The 18,851-nt window shown below is 56.5% G+C and carries 8 protein-coding genes; 4 read left to right on the top strand and 4 right to left on the bottom strand.

Annotation, left to right across the window (positions count from 1 at the left end):
• The first annotated feature begins 35 nt into the window (after positions 1-35).
• The 3 genes from OKW37_RS08600 (at position 36) to OKW37_RS08610 (ending at position 7,543) form a co-directional block, all read left to right on the top strand.
• Complete coding sequence (locus tag OKW37_RS08600) at positions 36-4,901, top strand: sacsin N-terminal ATP-binding-like domain-containing protein (protein ID WP_429509796.1); 4,866 nt, start codon at positions 36-38, stop codon at positions 4,899-4,901.
• Entirely contained in the window at positions 4,898-6,607 is a 1,710-nt protein-coding gene (locus OKW37_RS08605) for an NERD domain-containing protein (protein WP_429408457.1), read from the top strand. The genes OKW37_RS08600 and OKW37_RS08605 overlap by 4 nt, the downstream gene beginning before the upstream one ends.
• Before the next feature lie 447 nt (positions 6,608-7,054).
• On the top strand, positions 7,055-7,543 hold the full coding sequence (locus OKW37_RS08610) for a hypothetical protein (RefSeq protein ID WP_429406998.1): 489 nt from the start codon (positions 7,055-7,057) through the stop codon (positions 7,541-7,543).
• Positions 7,544-7,777: 234 nt separating this feature from the next.
• Here the strand turns inward: OKW37_RS08610 and OKW37_RS08615 are convergent, their stop codons facing one another.
• Positions 7,778-8,221, bottom strand: a complete 444-nt coding sequence (locus tag OKW37_RS08615; protein ID WP_429406996.1) for a hypothetical protein — start codon at positions 8,219-8,221, stop codon at positions 7,778-7,780.
• A gap of 443 nt (positions 8,222-8,664) precedes the next feature.
• Between OKW37_RS08615 and OKW37_RS08620 the strand changes: the two genes are divergently transcribed.
• Positions 8,665-9,207: a hypothetical protein gene (locus OKW37_RS08620; RefSeq protein WP_429406994.1), complete on the top strand. Its 543-nt coding sequence runs from the start codon at positions 8,665-8,667 to the stop codon at positions 9,205-9,207.
• Between the two features lie 1,951 nt (positions 9,208-11,158).
• Here the strand turns inward: OKW37_RS08620 and OKW37_RS08625 are convergent.
• The 3 genes from OKW37_RS08625 to OKW37_RS08635 all read right to left on the bottom strand — a co-directional run bounded on the left by OKW37_RS08625 (position 11,159) and on the right by OKW37_RS08635 (position 18,763).
• Positions 11,159-14,398, bottom strand: coding sequence for a hypothetical protein (locus OKW37_RS08625; protein WP_429406992.1), 3,240 nt, complete (start codon positions 14,396-14,398; stop codon positions 11,159-11,161).
• 135 nt (positions 14,399-14,533) lie between these two features.
• Positions 14,534-15,637, bottom strand: a complete 1,104-nt coding sequence (locus tag OKW37_RS08630) for a ComEC/Rec2 family competence protein (protein ID WP_429406991.1) — start codon at positions 15,635-15,637, stop codon at positions 14,534-14,536.
• Positions 15,638-15,646: 9 nt separating this feature from the next.
• Positions 15,647-18,763, bottom strand: coding sequence for a hypothetical protein (locus tag OKW37_RS08635; RefSeq protein ID WP_429509798.1), 3,117 nt, complete (start codon positions 18,761-18,763; stop codon positions 15,647-15,649).
• Positions 18,764-18,851 lie beyond the last annotated feature (88 nt).

The raw sequence follows: 18,851 nt of genomic DNA on the forward strand, positions 1-18,851 counted from the left end.
TGAGTACCCGACTTAACTTCAGGGGGACTTCGCCGATGTCAGGCTCTAATAAAGATTTAACGCCACGTCAGGTTATTGACAGAATTCGAACTCACAATTTTCTTCTCGACATTGACTCTGCGTCGGACATGGTGAAGGAAGGTGCGCGGAACCTGCAAACGCAGCTGAACAATGCCCTAAAGCTGCTATCTGACGACCTGTACTCGAAGAAGTCGCACTTTGTCTTGGAACTGGTCCAAAACGCGGACGACAATCACTACGCATCCGGCGTCACCCCGTACCTGACGTTGCAGGTTACGCCGTCACGCCTAGTCGTGCTCAACAACGAAGTTGGCTTCACCGAATCCAACGTCAAGGCCATCTGCAGCGTCGGAGCAAGTTCGAAGACCAAGCAGAAGTCAGGCTACATCGGCGAAAAGGGCATCGGCTTCAAGTCGGTGTTTACCGTTTCTGACGCACCAGAGATTCACTCCAACGGATTCCACTTCAAATTCGATAGAACCGTTGAGGGAAACCTACTTGGGTATGTCGTCCCACACTGGTGCGAGCCCCCAGCGGACGCGCAGCGGGACCGCACAACCATCATCCTCCCGGCCGCAAAGACCTACGAGTTTGGCGCCGATACGTTGGTCGACCTTGACGCGCGGCTGTTGCTGTTCCTCAACAAGCTGCGCCAATTGACCTTGGTGCACAACGGGCAACGCGTCACCTATCACAGGGAGGATAAGGACGAGCTGTCGAGTCTATCGACCACGCGAGATTCCGAAGGGGGGCAACCACTGCCAGAGGTGGCGCACTACGTCCGAGCCGAACTGACCTTCGCCATGAAGGACCAGTTCGCTGACGAAAAGCGACCTGCCATCGAGCGGTCTACGGTGGTACTGGCGTTTCCTGTAGATGCGACAGGTGCTGCGAAGCCTGAGCCAGCTTCACATGTGTTCGCCTTCTTGCCCATACGTCACATGGGCTTCAAGTTTTCTATTCAGGCGGACTTCATTCTGAATTCGAGTCGGGAAGGGGTCCTCACCGACCGGCCTTGGAACCAGCTACTGCGGACAGGGGTTGCTGCAGTTTTTTTAAGCGCTGTCGAGATATTCAAGAAGTCTGAACCCCTGATGTTCAGCTATCTGAAGTACATCCCAGCGGAAGGAGAAGTAGTCGACCCGTTTTTTCGTTCTCTGCGGAAATCCATTATAGACAAGCTGGCAGGCGCGAAGTGCTTACTGTCAGCGTCAGGGGACTGGAAGAAGCCCAACGAACTGCGCATTGCCGAGAAGAGTTTTCGAACACTGTTTTCTTCGAAGCTTGCTTTAGAGCTGTTCGGCTTTGACTACGTCGACCCACGGATGCAGGGCGGCAATGAGCTGCTTCGAAGCCTTGGTGCGAAGGACGTATCCCCCCATGACCTACTAAACGTCTTTAGAATCCATGGCGCATGGCTTCAAAAGCAATCGCTTGAGTGGCGGGCAGAGTTCTTTGCTTACATAGCAAACAACCAGCAGCAGTTGCTTGGGGCCGGGCTACTGAAGTATCCGTGTTTGCCAATCTCTGACGGCTCTTGTGTTGTTCCCGCTCAATCTAACGTCTTCTTCCCGCTCGGGAAGGGCAAGAAGTATGGGTTTGAGAGCGAGCTGGTTCTTGTCGACAGCCAGTTGTACGAAGAAGCGCAAAAGCATTCGGAACACATCGTAGAGCTCTTCGCCGCGATGAAGGTCCGGCCCGATGAGCCCTACGACCTCGTCAACGCCCACATCCTTCCAAGGCACAAGGGCGATGCTTGGAAGACTTCGAACTTCAAAGCACTGGTAGGTCACCTTCGTTACGTCAAGGACAAGCTAAAGGACTTCCTTGAGTCGGCCCTGGCACACGGCAAGTCGGAGGCGCAGGCCTATCAGCTCCTGCGGGAAGGAATTTGGATTGGCACAAAGAACCAGGTTGACGGAACTTGGCTGTTCGCGAGGGTGGGAGCCCTGTACCTGAGTAAGGAGTACAAGCCCAGGTTCTGCATAGAGTCCCGCCTCGCAGAAGCCATAGACGTGGCCAAGCTTGTGTCGCCAGAATACCTGACGACGAAGCCCAAGGACCCAGACGCCGAGGCGGAATCTTGGTGTCATTTCTTCGCAAGGCTTGGGGTACGCCTTGCTCCGGCCGTTGAGGCTGACGGGCTCGACTGGAAGTGCAGCAACGAACTGCAACTGCTGCTTGACTCACCAAACTCCGGAGTCCGCAAGGCGACGCTCGAGTGCGTGAGCATGCACTGGGCGAACTATGCCGGGCACTTGACCTATACGTTCCAGGTCGGTCGCTCCATTCATGGTCCGAAGGACACGAAGCTTGCTCTAAGCCTTAGGGCAACGCAGGCACCGACCAAGAAGCGAACAACGGCCCCTTTGGCTGAGTCCTTCTACCCAACAACGGAGCTCAGAACGCTTCTTGGTGAAAGTCTCCCATACATCGACGCAGAACTCTCAGAGGCGATGCTTGATGCATGTCGCGTGACACACAGGCTTGACGCGAAGGCCTTGGTGAAGCGCTTGAAGCAACTCAAGGCTGAAGGCGGTGGCACCGCTAGGCAAGTCCAGGGAATCTATCGAGCATTGGACGAACGTCTCTGGGATTCTGACTCAGCACACATCAAGCAGGCCTTCAACCTGGATGGCCTCATCCAAATCAAGGGCTTGCACAAGGGGTGGTTCAAGCCGAGCGAGGTGGCCTGGCGGTCGAATGGCACGTTCTTGGACTCCCTGTACCCGCCCATTCATTCGCTGTATCGGGACTTCAGCAAGTTCTTCATTGACAAGCTTGGCATCCCGAGAGACCTTCCGACATCGAAGTGGGTTGAGGCGCTAACGCGCTTGGGTGAGGTCGCGAACCCTGACGAGCGCAAGTTCGAAGCACTTGCCATCTATCGTCGCGCCAACCGCGACCTGGGGCCAAGGTTTGGTCGAGAAGCGCAGTCCCCGGATTGGATTGAAACGTTCGAGACCGAGGCGGTCTACATCAACCAGCGCGGCGAAGTCGTCCCCAACGACGAGTACTTATTCGCTAATGACGCCCCTGCCATCGCGGCGCTGTTCGAAAACCATGAAGACCTCTCATTCTTGGCCATTCCGATTTCCGAGGTGCCCCGACTCGGTCGGTTGCTGGATTCAGCCGAGGTCGCACGACTGTCGGACTCCATCACGCTTGAAGTCAGCAATGCTGACTCTGGAGCCATCGACGAAAACCTCACCGCGCGGGTTCGGCGCTCGGTTCACTTCTTCGCACGGGTTCTCTACGCGAAGCGGCCCGAGGTCTTCGAGAAAGCACTTGATGAGGGCCGATTCGCTAGCCTGAAAGAGCTTGAGGTGGCCCAGGTTCCGCAGGTTGACATGGTGGTGTCGCTTGGGGAGTACAGCCGCGAGACGACGACTGACATTGCCCTGAGCAAGGGCCGCGTGTTGTATCGGACCGGCGCAAAATCGGTGAAGGACATGCTGGCTGCGGAGCTGAGCATGTTCCTAGTTGGCTCTACAGACTTGGCTGATACATTCGCCCGCATCCTCATGGAGAGCGAAGTCGACAGCATAGAGGACTTCCTCCGAATAAGGAGCATTGGGACTATTCCTTCGGACCTCCTCGAGGCGCTCGACCGTTCTGCCGGGCTGACGGCTGAAGAAGTTGAGGTAGAGGGCGCCGACGGCGCGCCCGGCGAGCAGCTTAATGGAGCGCGGGAAGCCACCTCCGACGAGGAACCTGCAGCCACCGAAGTGGACGCCGAATCGCCCGAGGCCGGTGCCGAGCAGTTCAAGGGAGAATTGGTCTCTGCGCCGGCTCCAGCTTCAACTTCTTCGGGTGGCGCCGGCGTGCGCGGCGTAGGGCCCGGAAGCCGGGGGACTAACCCGAGTACAGGGACTGGCTCGTCTCCTGCGCCGTCTACCGCATCAACAGGCCCGACCGTCGTTTCCAAGACTACGCCGTCTCCGGCTGGGCCTCATGCTCAAGCGTCTCAATCCAACGGGGTTAAACCAGCCCCGTCTGGCTTACCTTCGGCCTCGGCAAATTCTTCGCCATCGGGAGCGCAAGGCCGCTCGGAGACGGACGGAAGCCTCAGTGCTACCAGCCACGGCGAATCCGGCCCACAAGGCTTCGCGTCGCCATTGTTGGCACCCTCAGCGGGTTCTCGCGACACCAAGGCCGGCTTAGGAGGACAGAACCAACCGACGAATGGGCGTTTCACTGGCCGAATGCGACGAGGGCAATCGCAGCCGCCCCGAACCAAGGCCGGGCGGCTGTTGAGTTATGCAGCGGGTCCTGGCGAGGCCGGCCAACCAAATCCGGAAGACGACCCGGCTAAGGCTGCTGCGCGAGAAGCGACTAGCCGCGCTGCTGTCGAGTACTTCATGAGGACCCAGGCGGGGCGGTGGAAGTCTTCGACTGAGATGCCGCACAACAACCCAGGCTTCGATATTCATGCCGTCGCCGACGATGACCAGGAGGAGTTCATTGAGGTCAAGGGGCAGAGCGGAGCATGGACGGAAGAGGGAGTGGCGCTGACCCCGACGGAACTCATTACCGCTCAGCAGAAAGGAGAGCGCTATTGGCTTTGCGTCGTCGAGTATGCCCAGGACGAGAAACGGAGGCAGCTGCACCTGCTGCGTAACCCGTATGGGTTGACTCAACAGTTCCGGTTTGACGTTGGCTGGAAGTCTGCCGTTGAAACCGTGGCGACGGTGCCACTTAAGCCCGAGAAGGACATGTACATCGATATGCCCGGCGTTGGCCGTGGGCGAATCGTGAGCGTTCGCGGGAAGGGCCGATTCTTCAATATGCACGTCATCCTCGACGATGGACGCCAGGTCAACAGGCCTTTCAATCCAGCAAAGATGATGTTGTCCAAGGAGCCAATGTGGCAAGGATGATTCCACAGTTGAACGCAGAGCAGCTCAAAGCGTTTCCGTCTCGCGCCGAGGCAAGGTTCTATGAGGCATGTCGCGACGGTCTGCCTGAATACTTCGTGGTTATCTACAGCGCAAACTGGATTTACCGAGATGCCAGGGGGCGGCTCAACGAGGGGGAGGCCGACTTCACAGTCTTATCGCCTCGCGGAGGAGTGCTTGCCGTAGAGGTCAAAGGAGGCGGTGTGTCCTTTGACTCGGCAATAGGTGCTTGGCATTCGGTTGACAGGAACGGCAAGCGGAACGCCATCAAAGACCCGTTCAAACAGGCGTCCAGGGAGCGGCACGCGCTATTGGACCAAATTATGGGGCACGTATCCTGGCGCCAATGGGCGGGAGAACGCTTGACGATTGGGCATGCCGTCATGCTGCCGGACATAGTTGACCCGTCCCCTCTCCTCGGACCGGACCGCCAGCGCGAAATCGTCGGCGTGAATGCAGACATCCAGAACATCGCTCAGTGGTATGACCGCGTGATGCTGTTTTGGCGTCAGGCCAACGATGATGCTCTTGGTGCTAAGGGTGTGCGGCTCATCGAGGACATCCTCTGCAGGTCAATTGAGGTTCGCCCAGTTTTGCGCGCAACCGTGGACGATGCCGAGCAGCAGCGCCTCCGCTTGACCGCTAACCAAGCAAAAGTGTTTCGAGTCATCGGTGGCCGACGGCGTGCGGTGGTGTCAGGCGGGGCAGGCACTGGCAAGACGGTGCTGGCCGTGGAGAAAGCGAAAGCACTGGCTAGCTCGGGGCTCAGCGTCCTACTGCTTTGCTACAACCGGCCGCTTGCTGACTCCCTTGCCATCGGTCTGAAAGATGAGCCGCTAATTCAGGCCCAGAGCTACCATCAACTCTGCGACCGACGAATCAGGCAGGCGCATCACAAGGGCCAGGACATCCTCAAGGAGGCCGTCGAGGCCTATCCGGGAACGGGCGACCAACATCGCTTTGACGTCCAGCTGCCCTACGCGCTTGCGCTGTCTGCAGACGTTCTCGATGAGAAATTTGATGCCGTCGTCGTAGACGAGGCGCAGGATTTCAGCGACGAGTACTGGCTTGGCGTGGAGATGCTTCTTCGCGACCAAGAGAACGGCCACCTGTACATCTTTATCGACGAGAACCAAGCGCTGTACCCCCGAAAGGCCAAGCTGCCAGTGGAGGACGAGCCCTTCTACCTGACGAACAACTGCCGCAACACAGCCCCAATCCACGAGGCGGGGTACCGCTTTTACCAAGGTAGCCCGATAGACCCGCCGGAGCTGATTGGTCAGGAAGTCATCTGGAGTGCTCTGGACAAGGTCGAAGCGCAAGCGGATGCGGTGGCGAAACGGGTTCACCATTGGGTGCAAGTCGAAGGCTTGAAGCGTGAAGATATCGCTGTTCTAGTAGCAAAGCGGCCCAAGGGCTTCCCCTACGACCTGCTAAAGCAGCGCGCGGAAGCGACTGGGGTCGGCTGGATTTTCGAGGTCCATGGAAAGGAAAAATGCGTCTTGGTGGACACCGTGGCGCGGTTCAAGGGCCTGGAGGCACAGGCCGTGGTGCTATGGATTGGCGACGAGGTAGTCGCTGAGGCAAATTGGGAGACGGTATACGTTGGAACGACTCGGGCGAAGACGCTAATTGCAATTGTCGGTTCTCGGGACGCCCTAAAGGTCCTGCGCGGCAGACATCCTTAGCTCGGTGGTGTAGTTGTCATTCCAACGGTGAATCAGCATTGGCGCTGCGGCGGTGGACCCGCTTCTGCACCACGCTGTGCGAATGCCTGCGGGAAGCGTTTCTCTACTTCAGACGGCACGCCTGGGCAGGTGACGTTCGAGACGGCTCCAAAAAATCATCAGTTGCCGACAACGTTTGGAGGAGCTAGCAACTTGAACTGTGTCAGCGACTGTTCAGAGGTATTCGTGGCATCCAATTGGCTGATGGCTTCGTGTTCTCGCTGAAGAGATGCCGGGGTTGAGCGAGCTACCCGGCACGAGTAACTTTGAAATTCCGCATGTCGGTACGTAGGCGTCAATGGAGCTAATGCTGTATGTAGTGGATGTTTGGCTTCGCGTTGGCACACTGCATTTCTCTTGCGCGCCGCCGGGTATAATCTGACCATCGCAGAGACCATAAGATAGAAAATGATACAGAACAAACTCGGCACTCTACCCGAACCGCTCGCAGCGCTGGTCGACCATATCCTGTCCACAGCACGTAAAACGTTAGAAGACGGTCATAAGCTCGCCCCCTTGGCGTTCCTCGTGCTGCCGAACGCCGGTCAAGTACAGCCGCTCGCTCTGGACTTTAGCGACAGTCACCTGAAACAACAGTCGCTCCATCGCATACGCAGCACCGCCTCTGGAGAGGAGGCCAACTGTGTGATATTCATCAGTGAGGCTTGGGCAAAGGCTGGCGATGCCGAGGAATTGAAGCATATCCGCGAGAAGGTGGGGGGCTTGTCGGCCAAAGCCGACGAGCGGGAGGTGATGCTCGCGAGAGTGGACACGCTTAAGCAACGCTATGTCGCCTACGCCGACATCACCATCACCGGGACGGCGCGCTCGTTCAGCGACGTCGAGTTTCGTCGCGTGGATGAGAATAGCGGAGTTCGGCTGCTGCCCCGGCCGTAGCCTCATCAGGTAATGCGCGCAGGCAGGCCGGCCGCACCGCGCAGCGCCATGCCTGTACGGCCTCGAGTTCGCCTATTCCTGCTGGTCGTCGCTGACATCCGCAAAAACGCGGCTTGCTCGACATCTACAAGATTCTGGGCAAGTCCAATCCTGCGACGTAGCGGCCCGACGCCCACGCTCAACCCTGGAGTGTTCGCCCGAGCCCTCGCGCGAGGCGCGGTGGCTAGGACCGAGCTACATGCGATTCAGCACGGGCAAGCGACCGTAGGCTTCTACATATGAGAACAGCAGCGCTCGTTCACACAACGCGACTAAAGCTTTAGCGTAAGTTCTCTGTTTCTCGTCGCCGTAGGTGTTCCAATCTGATTGCCACATCGAGTAACGTAGCTTCGCCTTCCTCACATCGCCGGTTGAGGTGGCGTAGTCGACGACTGCTTGGTGATGGCGGTCGATTCGACGGTCCACATGCGTCGACATGCCGACATACATTACCGCTGGATGAAGATGCCGGTCGTCCGAGTCGTTGGATGTTAGGTGGTCAACGTCGTCTGTGGCAAGCAGGTAAATTCCATAGAGCCCAAATTCCAGTGGAACGTCGAACTCTTCAGCGAGGCGTTGTCTGTGTCTCCATGGGGTCCATGCCGAAAAGCGCATATCCGGCAGGTCAAGTGGTTTCAATTTCGCGCGCTCCTTCTCAAAGTGTTTCGATGTTAGCAATTCATCGATAGAGTAGTCCATTACTGGGAAGGGAAATTGATGAGCCAGTGGAAAACAAAGTACTGTCGTTCAAAATTAAATCAGGTATGCGTAGTATTTATACACTTGCTATCGGTCGAGAGAGCAACTGTAACATCTGAGATGGCGAGATTGTTATGCAGAAGCCAAATCTGCGCCATGCGATGGGGCAAGGCGCGTGGGTCAACCGATAACGTTCAGTCATCCTTGATTCGATGAGGCTTGAACTTTCTGTAGGGCTGCCTATTCTTGACGTGGGGGTAGCTGTTCGAGCCGAGGTTGAGGTGATGAGGGCTCGCGGAGGTGAGGCGGCAATGGAGCGGGCGTCCTACCTTGTTCGAGGACTGTGCGTGCGCGGTTCCTTCAATGGGCTAGGGGCAAAAATCATGTCGGACTATGTTTACGACGAGTTAATTTCCCCGATGCTCGAGGGTTATGGAGAGGACGGGCAGGCCGACGTGGAAACGCTGTACGAGCTCGCGGTTACGGCCGCTGAATCGAACGATATATGCGCGTGCCAGTTGGCGCATATTGGTGAAGTGATGATGAAGCAGGGCCGCGTGGTCGATGAGGTACCTGGGCAAATGCTGTTGCAAGATGCGGCATACCTTGGGTACGCACGCGCGCGGGTTTGCGTCGCAAAATTGCTGTCAACAGGAAGGAAGAGTCGCCGGGACTACGACAAGGCCCATCAGATTCTTATGCGGGTGCTGCACGACATGGGAAGTACCTGCGACGATATTGCGGAGGCGTCAGTGCTCTTGGCCGACAATTATCTGTTGGGTCGTGGGGCCGCTCGAGATATGAAAAGGGCGCTACAACTTTATGAATCGGCGTACCGCCTCGGTCGCCCGGAGGCGGCCTTTCACCTTGCCGCCGCTTTAGAGGACCCACGAAACAAGAACATCTTCCCGTTGAATCGATTGTAGATGGCGGCAAGGTACTACGAATTAGTGAAGGGCAAAGACCCATCATGCAAAAGTGCACTGCCTTTTTTGCATTTGCGCGGTGGCTGGCCGGGGGCAGACAGGGGATACGCCCGCACGCTGCTCGATGAAGCGCTCGCGGACGGCGATTACTTCGCATATGTTTATTTCGAGCTCGAGAGGTGCGGGAGCTATGTGCCGGCGGTCGAATTGCAGCTTAGACTGCAGGACGCGGTTGAGTAGCGGAGCGAGCCTAGGCAGTTATGGCAGGCCGGCTGTAAATGCTTGCCTTCGTGCCTTAGCGCGTCTCCGCCCTATGGACGATTGCTGAGGGGCGGCACGAGATGCGGTTGAGAATCGTCAGAACGGTAAGACTATCGACTGGGAGGCAAGGATGAACGAAGGCAGCAAGACTGAAGCGCGAGAGTCCTTTGTGAGGGACGCGAGGCGGCGTCAGGCGATTGCATTATATTGGGGAATGACGACCGGAATGCGACTCCGAGAGCTCGGAGAGGTATTGGGACACAGCTCCCACTCCACACTAGACTACTACGTAAAACGTACCGCTCGGGACACGTTATCGGCACAGGTGGAGCGACCGGATAATGGAAGGGTCCCGTCGGCGACTCGACGTATGGCTGTGCAGCAGCGGTCCCCTGCCGGGCTCACAATTCGAGGTTTCGACATTCGTCCGCTGAATGAATACCCAGATATCCACGGTGGGTCAGGTAGGCTGGCGTCGGAACATACTGCTTCACCGGCGGCTGCACTCTATCGCCAGCGAGAAGACCTCGGCCGAGTCGATGCACTTCGGGCGCACCTTGCCGCTCTCGACGAACAATTACGTCCGTTTGCCTGACCGATGCGCGCCGCCCCCGTCCTCCCTGACAATGGGACGTGCCTCACGCGGTCGCGTGTGCATGCCGTGGCAGGTCGAGAAATGGTTTCAGACACCTGCCCGGCGACTTCTCCTGAACACTTCTCAAGTATCACCGACAATGTTGATTGCCGCCACTATCTGCGGGAAGGTGTTCAGGAACGAAGCCGAGGTCCCAATGGACGAGTGGAACGTGCTCGCTGACGGAAATGCTTTGATGTGACCATCCTAGGGACTGGATGTGAACAAGCCCGGAGCGCTGATTGAGCGGGCCATTGCTCGACCGGCAAGCCTCGCGACCGGTCGCGTTTCGTACATCATACGTGGAAGTAACTGTTGGCTTTAGTATTTCAAAATGACAGACGAAGTAGTGGACAAAATTGTTGTTGTCCCTGACCTGTGGAAGGTCCCGCAACGTAGCGACGCGTCAGCCCGAGCCGACACAGTGGCTATGGCGGTACATGAAGTCGCCATGAGATTCGTGGATTTCTGTGGCGAGTTCGTCTGGAGGTACTCAGAGCGGTAGGTCGGTCAGGGTGATAGCGGAGTTGGCGTCACTCTCCTGCATAGCATCGAGGAGAGAGTCGTTTGCCATTGGGACGGACCTTCATAGCCTTTTGGGCACGCCCCGGCGTATCCAGACTTGCCGGGAAAGGCCGTTTAAAGGTGCATCGCTATACGGGTTTTCATTGGCTACAGCACATGCAAACCTATCTCGATGTGCACGAACTAGCCGAGCGGCTCGGCTTGAAAGCAGAAACAATTGTCCGCAATGCGAGGCGTGCGCCGTGGCGGCTACCGCCGCGAGCACAACTGGCGGACCGGCGCATGATGCGATGGCCTGCCAGTGAGGTAGAACTGTGGTTGACCACCAGATGTACGGCGTACTAAGACGAGGGCCTTGAACTATCGAATCTCGCAGTGGCACAGCGTGCGTAAGCGGTGATTTCGGAGTTCTGTAATCCAGACAGTGATACGCAACGAAATCCAGTCAAGCCGAGAAGCCTACTGCCAATACTGACTTCAAGTCGTCGCCCTGTTCGCTAGGACATACGCTGGTTTGAGGTCTGCCCATTTTCAAGGTCTGACCTTCCACCCGGTGTCACCATAGGCGACAAGACTTAGAACAAGAGGATTGCCTTTCGCTAGCATGCGGCGCTTGACCAGTAGGAGCACTTCATCGAAGGTGCGCTCTTCGGTGGCCACTGCTTTTAACTCGACCAGCAATTCGCGGATAAATTCTACGGTCTGTCGACCTCTGATGGTCGCCAGAGTTCCTATCGTTACTGCGGCGCCATTGAATCTGAACTCACGAACGAAATTCAGGAAAGGTACCTCAGGAAGCGTTGTGCTGCAGCCGAGTAACAGCACAACCGGCGCGCCGGTAGAGCCGCTGCGGACATAGCCTTCATCGAGTCGCACGGATTCAATGTAGTCGCCACTTATCTCAAGTGCTGGCAAATGTGCCACACGCATCGACTCTAGGGAATGTGGCAGCAAGACCAACAACGATGGAGACTCGGAGCTAATCTTGGCTTTCCAATCCTCCCAAGACGCGGCGCGTGCTACTGCCACGCCGGCTCCGGTCAGGATAGATGTCACGCCGTCAGGAGCTTCGAGGTCCAATTGACGAACGCGGGTGCTGGCAGCGAGCAACGCGTTGTTTAGTGGTTGCAGCGAATCCTGCCCCGCCTGGGGTTGCGACAGCTGATAGCCGGGCCGCCCGTCTGAAGGTTGACGCTCGACGCAGCGGGAAAATCCCCAGAATGCAGCCGGACAAATGCGGTCGGCGCCTCGGCGGTTGGGGCAATTGGGATGAATCGAAAAGTCCAGCAGTGCGTCGAGTGCATGCTCACATCTTATGGCTCCGGGCGCGGGCGCTGGGCCGTCGTAAATGAATTCGAGTGGGAAGTAGGTCCCAGATGCCGCTTCAATGACCTGTATCCGTGGCGCCGCGAGGAATGGCCCCAATTGCTTTTGGCGCGCCAGTTCTTTCGCCATCCCCGCGCCGCGCATCGCGAGGGCATACAAGAGGTCGCGTATCCGCCCATCGTCAAGTCCGCTGAATGGCTCCGCAGTGTCATCGGACTGGGCATTGAGCGCACCGAGTTCCTTGCGAATGTCGGAAATAATCACGCCAAGGCCTTCCGGAACGAAAAAACTCGCCGAGCCGGGCGTAATCGCGGTAAGCGAGGGTCCGTCGTCCGATGAGTCGCTGACGACCAGAGCGGCTTCAAACGCGGGCGCTAACGTCTGCTCACCGAAATCCTTGGATACAACGCTCTCAACAACCAAAGTGACCCGACCAGATGCGTCATCGAGCAAGCCGGCCGTGATGAGCAGCGTCTGCAGGACCCGATTTTCGTGCAGGAAAACGACTCTGCCCATACTGCTTATCAACGTCGCTGGCGTCCAAAAGTCAAAGGTTGCAGAGGTGCTGTCGCCCGTCCGGGGCAACTCGATTGTCTGCGTTTGGGTCGGGGGACGCGCGCCCTGGGCGTCTTTCCATAGCGGGATAAACACGACCGTTAAATGATATGTCAAGTCGGCTGGCGGGAGCGCCTCTTCGTTAAATGGTTCGTCGGCCGCCAACGCACCTGCTCTCGCCGGACCAATGAAAAGGTTGGCACGGTAAAACCTCGAAGGCCAAATCAAGAAGTCGGTTACCTGCCAGTCGTCGGAGACGCTTTCGGAAACTTCGAGGAGAACAAAACGCGGCGGCTCAGGTTCTTCGGTCTCTTCCAGCGTAGCGAGAACAATTGCCCTTGCCTCCTCGCTCGACAGACCAAATGTGTCTATTTTTATTCCGTCGGTTTTCATCTCGACGCTTGCAGTTTCACCGGTCAGTGCCTTCTTCGCCCGCTTCAGACCGTCTACAGTCTTTGACCCCAGATGGATGGTCGCCTTTGCGCCAATGCCAATGACGTGCAGTCCAGTGGCAGCAATTGAGCCTAGCAAACTACCGGTACCGCCGCGCGGAGCCGCCTGAGGCGCCTCGTTTGCGGGAGGCCTTGAACCCGTGGGAAATGGCCAGTCTTCGCTAGGGTTCGGCGGCCGGGGACGTGACGGCATTGTGCGAGGTAACGGGACTGCGGGAACTGACGAGGCTGTGGCCGGCGACGAGGCGGCAGTTCGTGACGAGTGTTCGGCACGTGACGAGGCGGAAGTAGCGACGGGTGGGACCGGATACCGAGAATGAAATCGGTCTTCTGACCAGAAATCGTGCTCTACGATTGTACGAATGGCAAACAAAGGGGAAATGTAGAGCGGGGTCTCATTGTCATCGCCACGTTTTTTTTCAGGTGGCGATACGTATATAGACTTGGAGCTCGAATCGGGGCGAAGTGCGGTCGCTGGTTGGACGCTTATGGGCGTTTTGGAAAGTGAAAAGCGAGCGGCGTCTAGAAACTGTGTGAATCCGAGTACGACTTGAATTGATGTGTGTTTCGTTGCGGCGTACAGGGCCACATCCAGAGTCGAATCGTGTGAGCTCTCTCGCAGTACTTGGTCAAGCCAAGCTTCTCTCCTTCCAACCGGCACATTGCAGATGGCCAGCGCGGCGGCCCCGAAGTGCCGAAGCAAAATGGACAACCCCCAAGGTTGAGCGGACCATGCGCTCGAGTCTTCGCCAATCACCAGCAGTACGTTCGCCATGCCGGGATAAACCCGCTTGGTGAATGAAAGAGCGTCGGAAAAGTCCGATGGGAATATGATGATGTCGCAAGTATCGTTGTTGTTGGTAAAGTCGACGAGTTCAATTAGGTGCCGGGTTGCGCAGCGTTCTAGCTCAGGGCGCAAATGTTCGGTTGCCTTTCCCGTTGCGACTGCCACGCGCGGTGGCCAACACCATTCAAAGCGTCTGGCCTGGTCGACCTCTAATTCCCAGTGAATGCCCCGACACTTTGTGGAAGTATTGTGAAGAATATCGGTAATCCGGAGTAGAGCGCTATTCACATCCGACGAGAGGAGAGAATCACCGGGTCGTAGGCAATAGCGGATGTCTGATGGCGACACGGGGAAAAGCTCTTGCCATCGCTTAAGCCAAGATGACTTTTCTTCCTGTCTCGACAGGAATGGGATGGCGGATTCGCGAGACAGGCAATCGGAAACGTACCTCCGAATGTTGCGCAACTCGATGGTCAGTTCGATTCCGTCCTCGGGGCCCGCTAATCCGCGCGCGTCCGGGGTTCCGCCGGCTATTTGGCTGCCGGCCGAATCGGCTCCGAGGGACAGAGGGTAGAGCGCGCCAATCGTTGTCAGAATCCGCGCTGCGTCTTCATAGTTCAGCCGCCCGTAGGCTGGCTTGGTGGGGGGCATGATAGCTCCGTAGCGCCGCTAACGGCCTTACAGCGAATCAGCGGCAGACATCTGTTGATTGTGTGTCGTCGCTCGGGAGAACGGGGGGCACAGGTTGGCATATAGCGGCCGCCACATCTCGATGGGTAGGCTTCTTTACAGAGATACGATTAACCCGATGTCCGATGCTCCAAATGCCGTGGAATAGTTCCAGTTCGATTTCCACGAGGCGCTGTCCCACTGTTCGTTGAATTCGGTTCGGTAGTTGAAATGCAGTGTTTTTTTATGTGGGCCGTACACGGCGATTCGCGCAATCGCCTCAGGGTGTGGGTGCCTGAATTGTGCACCACTCGTTGATACTAGGTAGTGTTTAGCCGGCACGGCTTTCAGCAGGAGGCTGTCGATATTGTTCCGGCTTCCATGATGAGGAAGCTTGAACGCCGAAATCGCAAGCGTACCCGACCTCATATTTGGGAGTCGTCCTAGACTTTTCATCAGTACGTCGGTGTGCGCGTCTGCGCCGAATAGGACGGCATTCCCAGCATATTCGGCCAGAAACGCAATGCTTGAGCCATTTGCTTCGGCCGCGTCCCCTTTGAACACGCTCTCCGCGAGACGCTCAATGTCATCGCCCAGCAGGTCGTCTTCCTCCCTACCCGCGACCGAAGTATCCCACTCCACATCGCGGGCTTCATATGCGTCGCCGGGCACTAGACCTGCCTTCGCGATTTCGGCTTCCCATTTCGGTTTGAGGTCCTGTAGTTTTTCGAGGGTCGGCGACAAAAGGGTGAGTTTCATTTGACCGAAAGAAGCGGTCGGTAGCTGGCCGTCGTCCTGCACCATCACGGCTTTGGAATCGAACGCCTTGTTCCAGGGCAATCCCCAGCCGTCAATCAGTGCTGACAATTGCTCGCCTTGCTTGGCTCCAAGGATATCGTCGCGTGGTGGGGGCACCTTGTTGTCAAGATGAAAGTAGCCGTTGAACCACACATCGCCGAACGTCACACCCAGGCCACTCGCTTCCTCCAAAAACTTGACGGCTCCGCCAATATGGTCAGCATCGACATGGGTTACTACAAACAACTCCAAATGGAGCTTTCCGCCGCGCTTCCGCTTCTCCTCGTTTATCTTCGCTTTGAGTCGCGGCCACGCGCTAACTGGACCAGCATCAATCAGAATCACCTTGGGCGCGGACTGGACGCCATACTCAAGCCAAAGGCAATCTCCATGGTCAGCCGGTAGCATGTGAATTTTTAACATAACTCCACCTCAATGATGAATCCGCCAACCTGTGTTTCCGTACGCTACCAGGCTAAGGACGAAAGGATTTCCGTTGGCCAACATTCTTTGCTTGACGAGAAGAAATACTTCATCAAAAGTGCGCTCCGCCGAGGAAGCCGCCTGCAACTCGGTGATTAGTTCACGAATAAAGTCAACCGTCTGCCTGCCCCGAATGGTCGCCAGCGTACCAATTGTGATTGCGGCACCGTTGAATCGAAATTCGCGCACGAAACTTAGGAATGGAATCTGCGGAAGTGCATTGCTGCATCCAAGCAGTAAGACAATCGGGGTGCCAAGGGAAGAACATCTTACGTAACCTTCATCCATTCGCACCGACTCAATGGTGTCTCCGCTAATCTCGAGCGCAGGGAGATGGGGAGTGGTCAATGACTCAAGAGAGTGCGGCAAAAGTACTAACAAGGCCGGAGCTCCGGCTGCGATTTTACTTTGCCACTCGACCCATGAAGATGCACGCTCGACGCTGACACCTGCATCACTTAGCACAGACGCAACGCCCCTCGGTGCGTCTAGGTCAAGCGGGCGAACCCGCTTGCTTGCGGCGAGCAGGGCACTCGTCAACGGCTGAAGAAAGTCTTGCTTCGGAAGAGGCTGAGAAAGGCGGTATTCGGGTCGGCCGTCGGAAGGCTGGCGCTCAATGCATCGCGAAAATCCCCAAAAGGCAGAGAGACAGATTGTTTTGCCATCGGCCCGATTTGGGCAGCGTGCATGCACTGAGGAATCCAGAAGCGCCTCAAGTCCGTACACACATCGCTTGGCTAGCGGTGCGGGTGCCGGGCCATCATAAATGAACTCGATTGGGAAATAGGCGCCGGACGCTGACTCGATTACTTGTATCTTTGGTGCGACAAGGAGCGACCCCAATTGCGCCTGACGTCTCAGTTCCTTCGCCAATCCGGCGCCACGCATGGCCAGTGAGTGTACAAGTTTGCACATTCTGTCGTCATCGAGACCTGTTATCGGTTCCTCATCCGCATTGGCTGGCGCATTCAACGCACTAAGGTCATTTCGAATATCTGCGAGAAGAACATCGAGTCCCTCTGGGACGAAAAAGGTAGCTGAGGCCGGCGTAATCGCTGTTAAGGCCGTGCTACTGTCCCCAGCAGCGTCGCTCACAATCAGGGCAGCGTCGAAGTGGGGGGACACTGTTTCTTCGCCGAAATCTGGCGACACGTAGCTTTCGACAGTGAGTAGAAGTCTTGCTGCACCGTCCTTATCGATGTCGGCCATGACGAGTACGGTCTGAAGGACGCGATTTTGATGTAGCACGATGAGACGCGCCATCGTACTAGTGAGCATTGCGGGGCTCATAAAATTAAAGACAGCCCTTGAGCTGTCGCCCGTGCGAGGCAAGGCGATGGTCCGTGTTTGAGGTTCGGTACGCGACCCGTCAGATTGAGACCAAAGCGGTATGAACACGACCATTAGGCGATGCTCGGATTGTTCTGCAGGCAACAGCGCGTCGTCGAATGGGCGCGTAGCGGCCAGCGTGCCAACTCGAATTGGCCCGATGAATATCTCAGCACGATACTTCGTTGAGGGACGCATTCTTCGGGCGCGTTCATGGTGTCTTTGACTCAGTCGTTTGGACAACTCCAGTGAGACATATCGACGTTCACTGGCAACAGCGGGTTCAATAGGTTCGCTAAAGTCACCAAACAAATCCTTCAACGTAATTAGACGGTCTGGTTTGTGTAGGTAAGATACCCCGAGGGTTGAGAAATCTACGGAGTCTCTGGCGGCCATTTGTGCCGCACCGATGTGCTCCAATCGGACCCCAGCACGGAGTGGTTCGTGCTCACCGGTATCTGTAGTTTTACGTAGAAGTCGTCTATTGCGCCGTCGAGTTTGTGTCTGTGAGTGGGCGGCTCGACCTACCTCTAAGGTCGTTCGTTCCGGGCGCACCTCGATTGGCGTGAGATTGAATGCGGCGCCGGCGATTTCCTGCAAATGAGCGCTCAGCGTGGCAACCAAGTCGGGATGCCATTTAACGGAGACTTCCTGAGCCGACTTGAGTCGTCCGTATTGCTCGACCACCGGAGGTTGTTGACCTTCAACGTGACGGTATGTTTTAACTATGCGCTTGGCGGTTATCGAACCCCGTGCTCCATCGAGAAATTGGCGATAGGCAAACACAAGGGGCGGAGGCAAATCCACAGGATTAAGCTGTGCGAGAGTTGGAAACTCTTTGCGCTGCTTCTCACGTTCTTGACCGAGGGAGGCGCTATACAAGGCTACGTCTAGCGTTGTGTCCTCAGACAAGGCTGCGAGCACGGTTTCTAACCAAACACCCCGTTCACCGGCTGGGACAACGGAAAACGATACTGAACCGGCTTGGAATTTCCGACGAAGGAACGAGAGTGATAGCTCGTTGAGGGGCCACGAAGTCAAGGATTCGCTAAAGACGACGATGGCACTTGCGCTTAGTCCTGTGTTACGCGCAGCTACCGATACCGCGCGTTCGAGGCGCATTGGCATGATTAGCATATCGCATTCGGGAGAGCGCTCGTTCATTTCAAAAATGCTGAAGTAGCGTCGAAACTGTGAACTCTCGAGTTCACGCCGTAACATTGTTATACCTACGCCAGGCAAGAAACCCAGCCGCAATGGCCAGTGCCAGGCTAAATCGAGGTGCTCAGGAGGCCAGGCGGCATATACACCAACGCAGTCAGTTGACGACCGGCTAAGAACTTGCATCAATGCGTCTATATCAATGGCCAAAGACGGGTCAGTTTTCTCCCCCCTGAGGTCTAGACAATAACGAATTGGGCAACGCGCACCTGAAAACAAGGTAGCCCATCTCTTCAGCCAAAGCTTGCCTGGCCCGCCAGACTCAAATAACTTCCCCGTCAATCTAGCGTTTACGTAGGCTTGGAGATTTGCAATTTGAAGGCTCATTTCGACATTGTTCTTCGTCGATTCGCCAGCAGCGACCCTATGGAAATTTGATGCGTTCGCGGCAATCAATGCATCAATTGTTCGACGCTGTTCCCAGCTCGGATAAAAGAGGCCAATGGTCGTAAGGGCTCGACCTAAATCGACTTCGCTTAACTGCTCGACGATTGGGCCAAAGAGCGCATTACTCATGATTGCATCTCATTGCGGCTCACTTATAAAAATATAGGCGGCTCAGGCGGGATTTTTTTGTCTGACGAAATGGCCGGCTGATATCTGG

Source organism: Paraburkholderia sp. MM5482-R2 (genome assembly GCF_050436125.1).
GTDB lineage: Bacteria > Pseudomonadota > Gammaproteobacteria > Burkholderiales > Burkholderiaceae > Paraburkholderia > Paraburkholderia tuberum.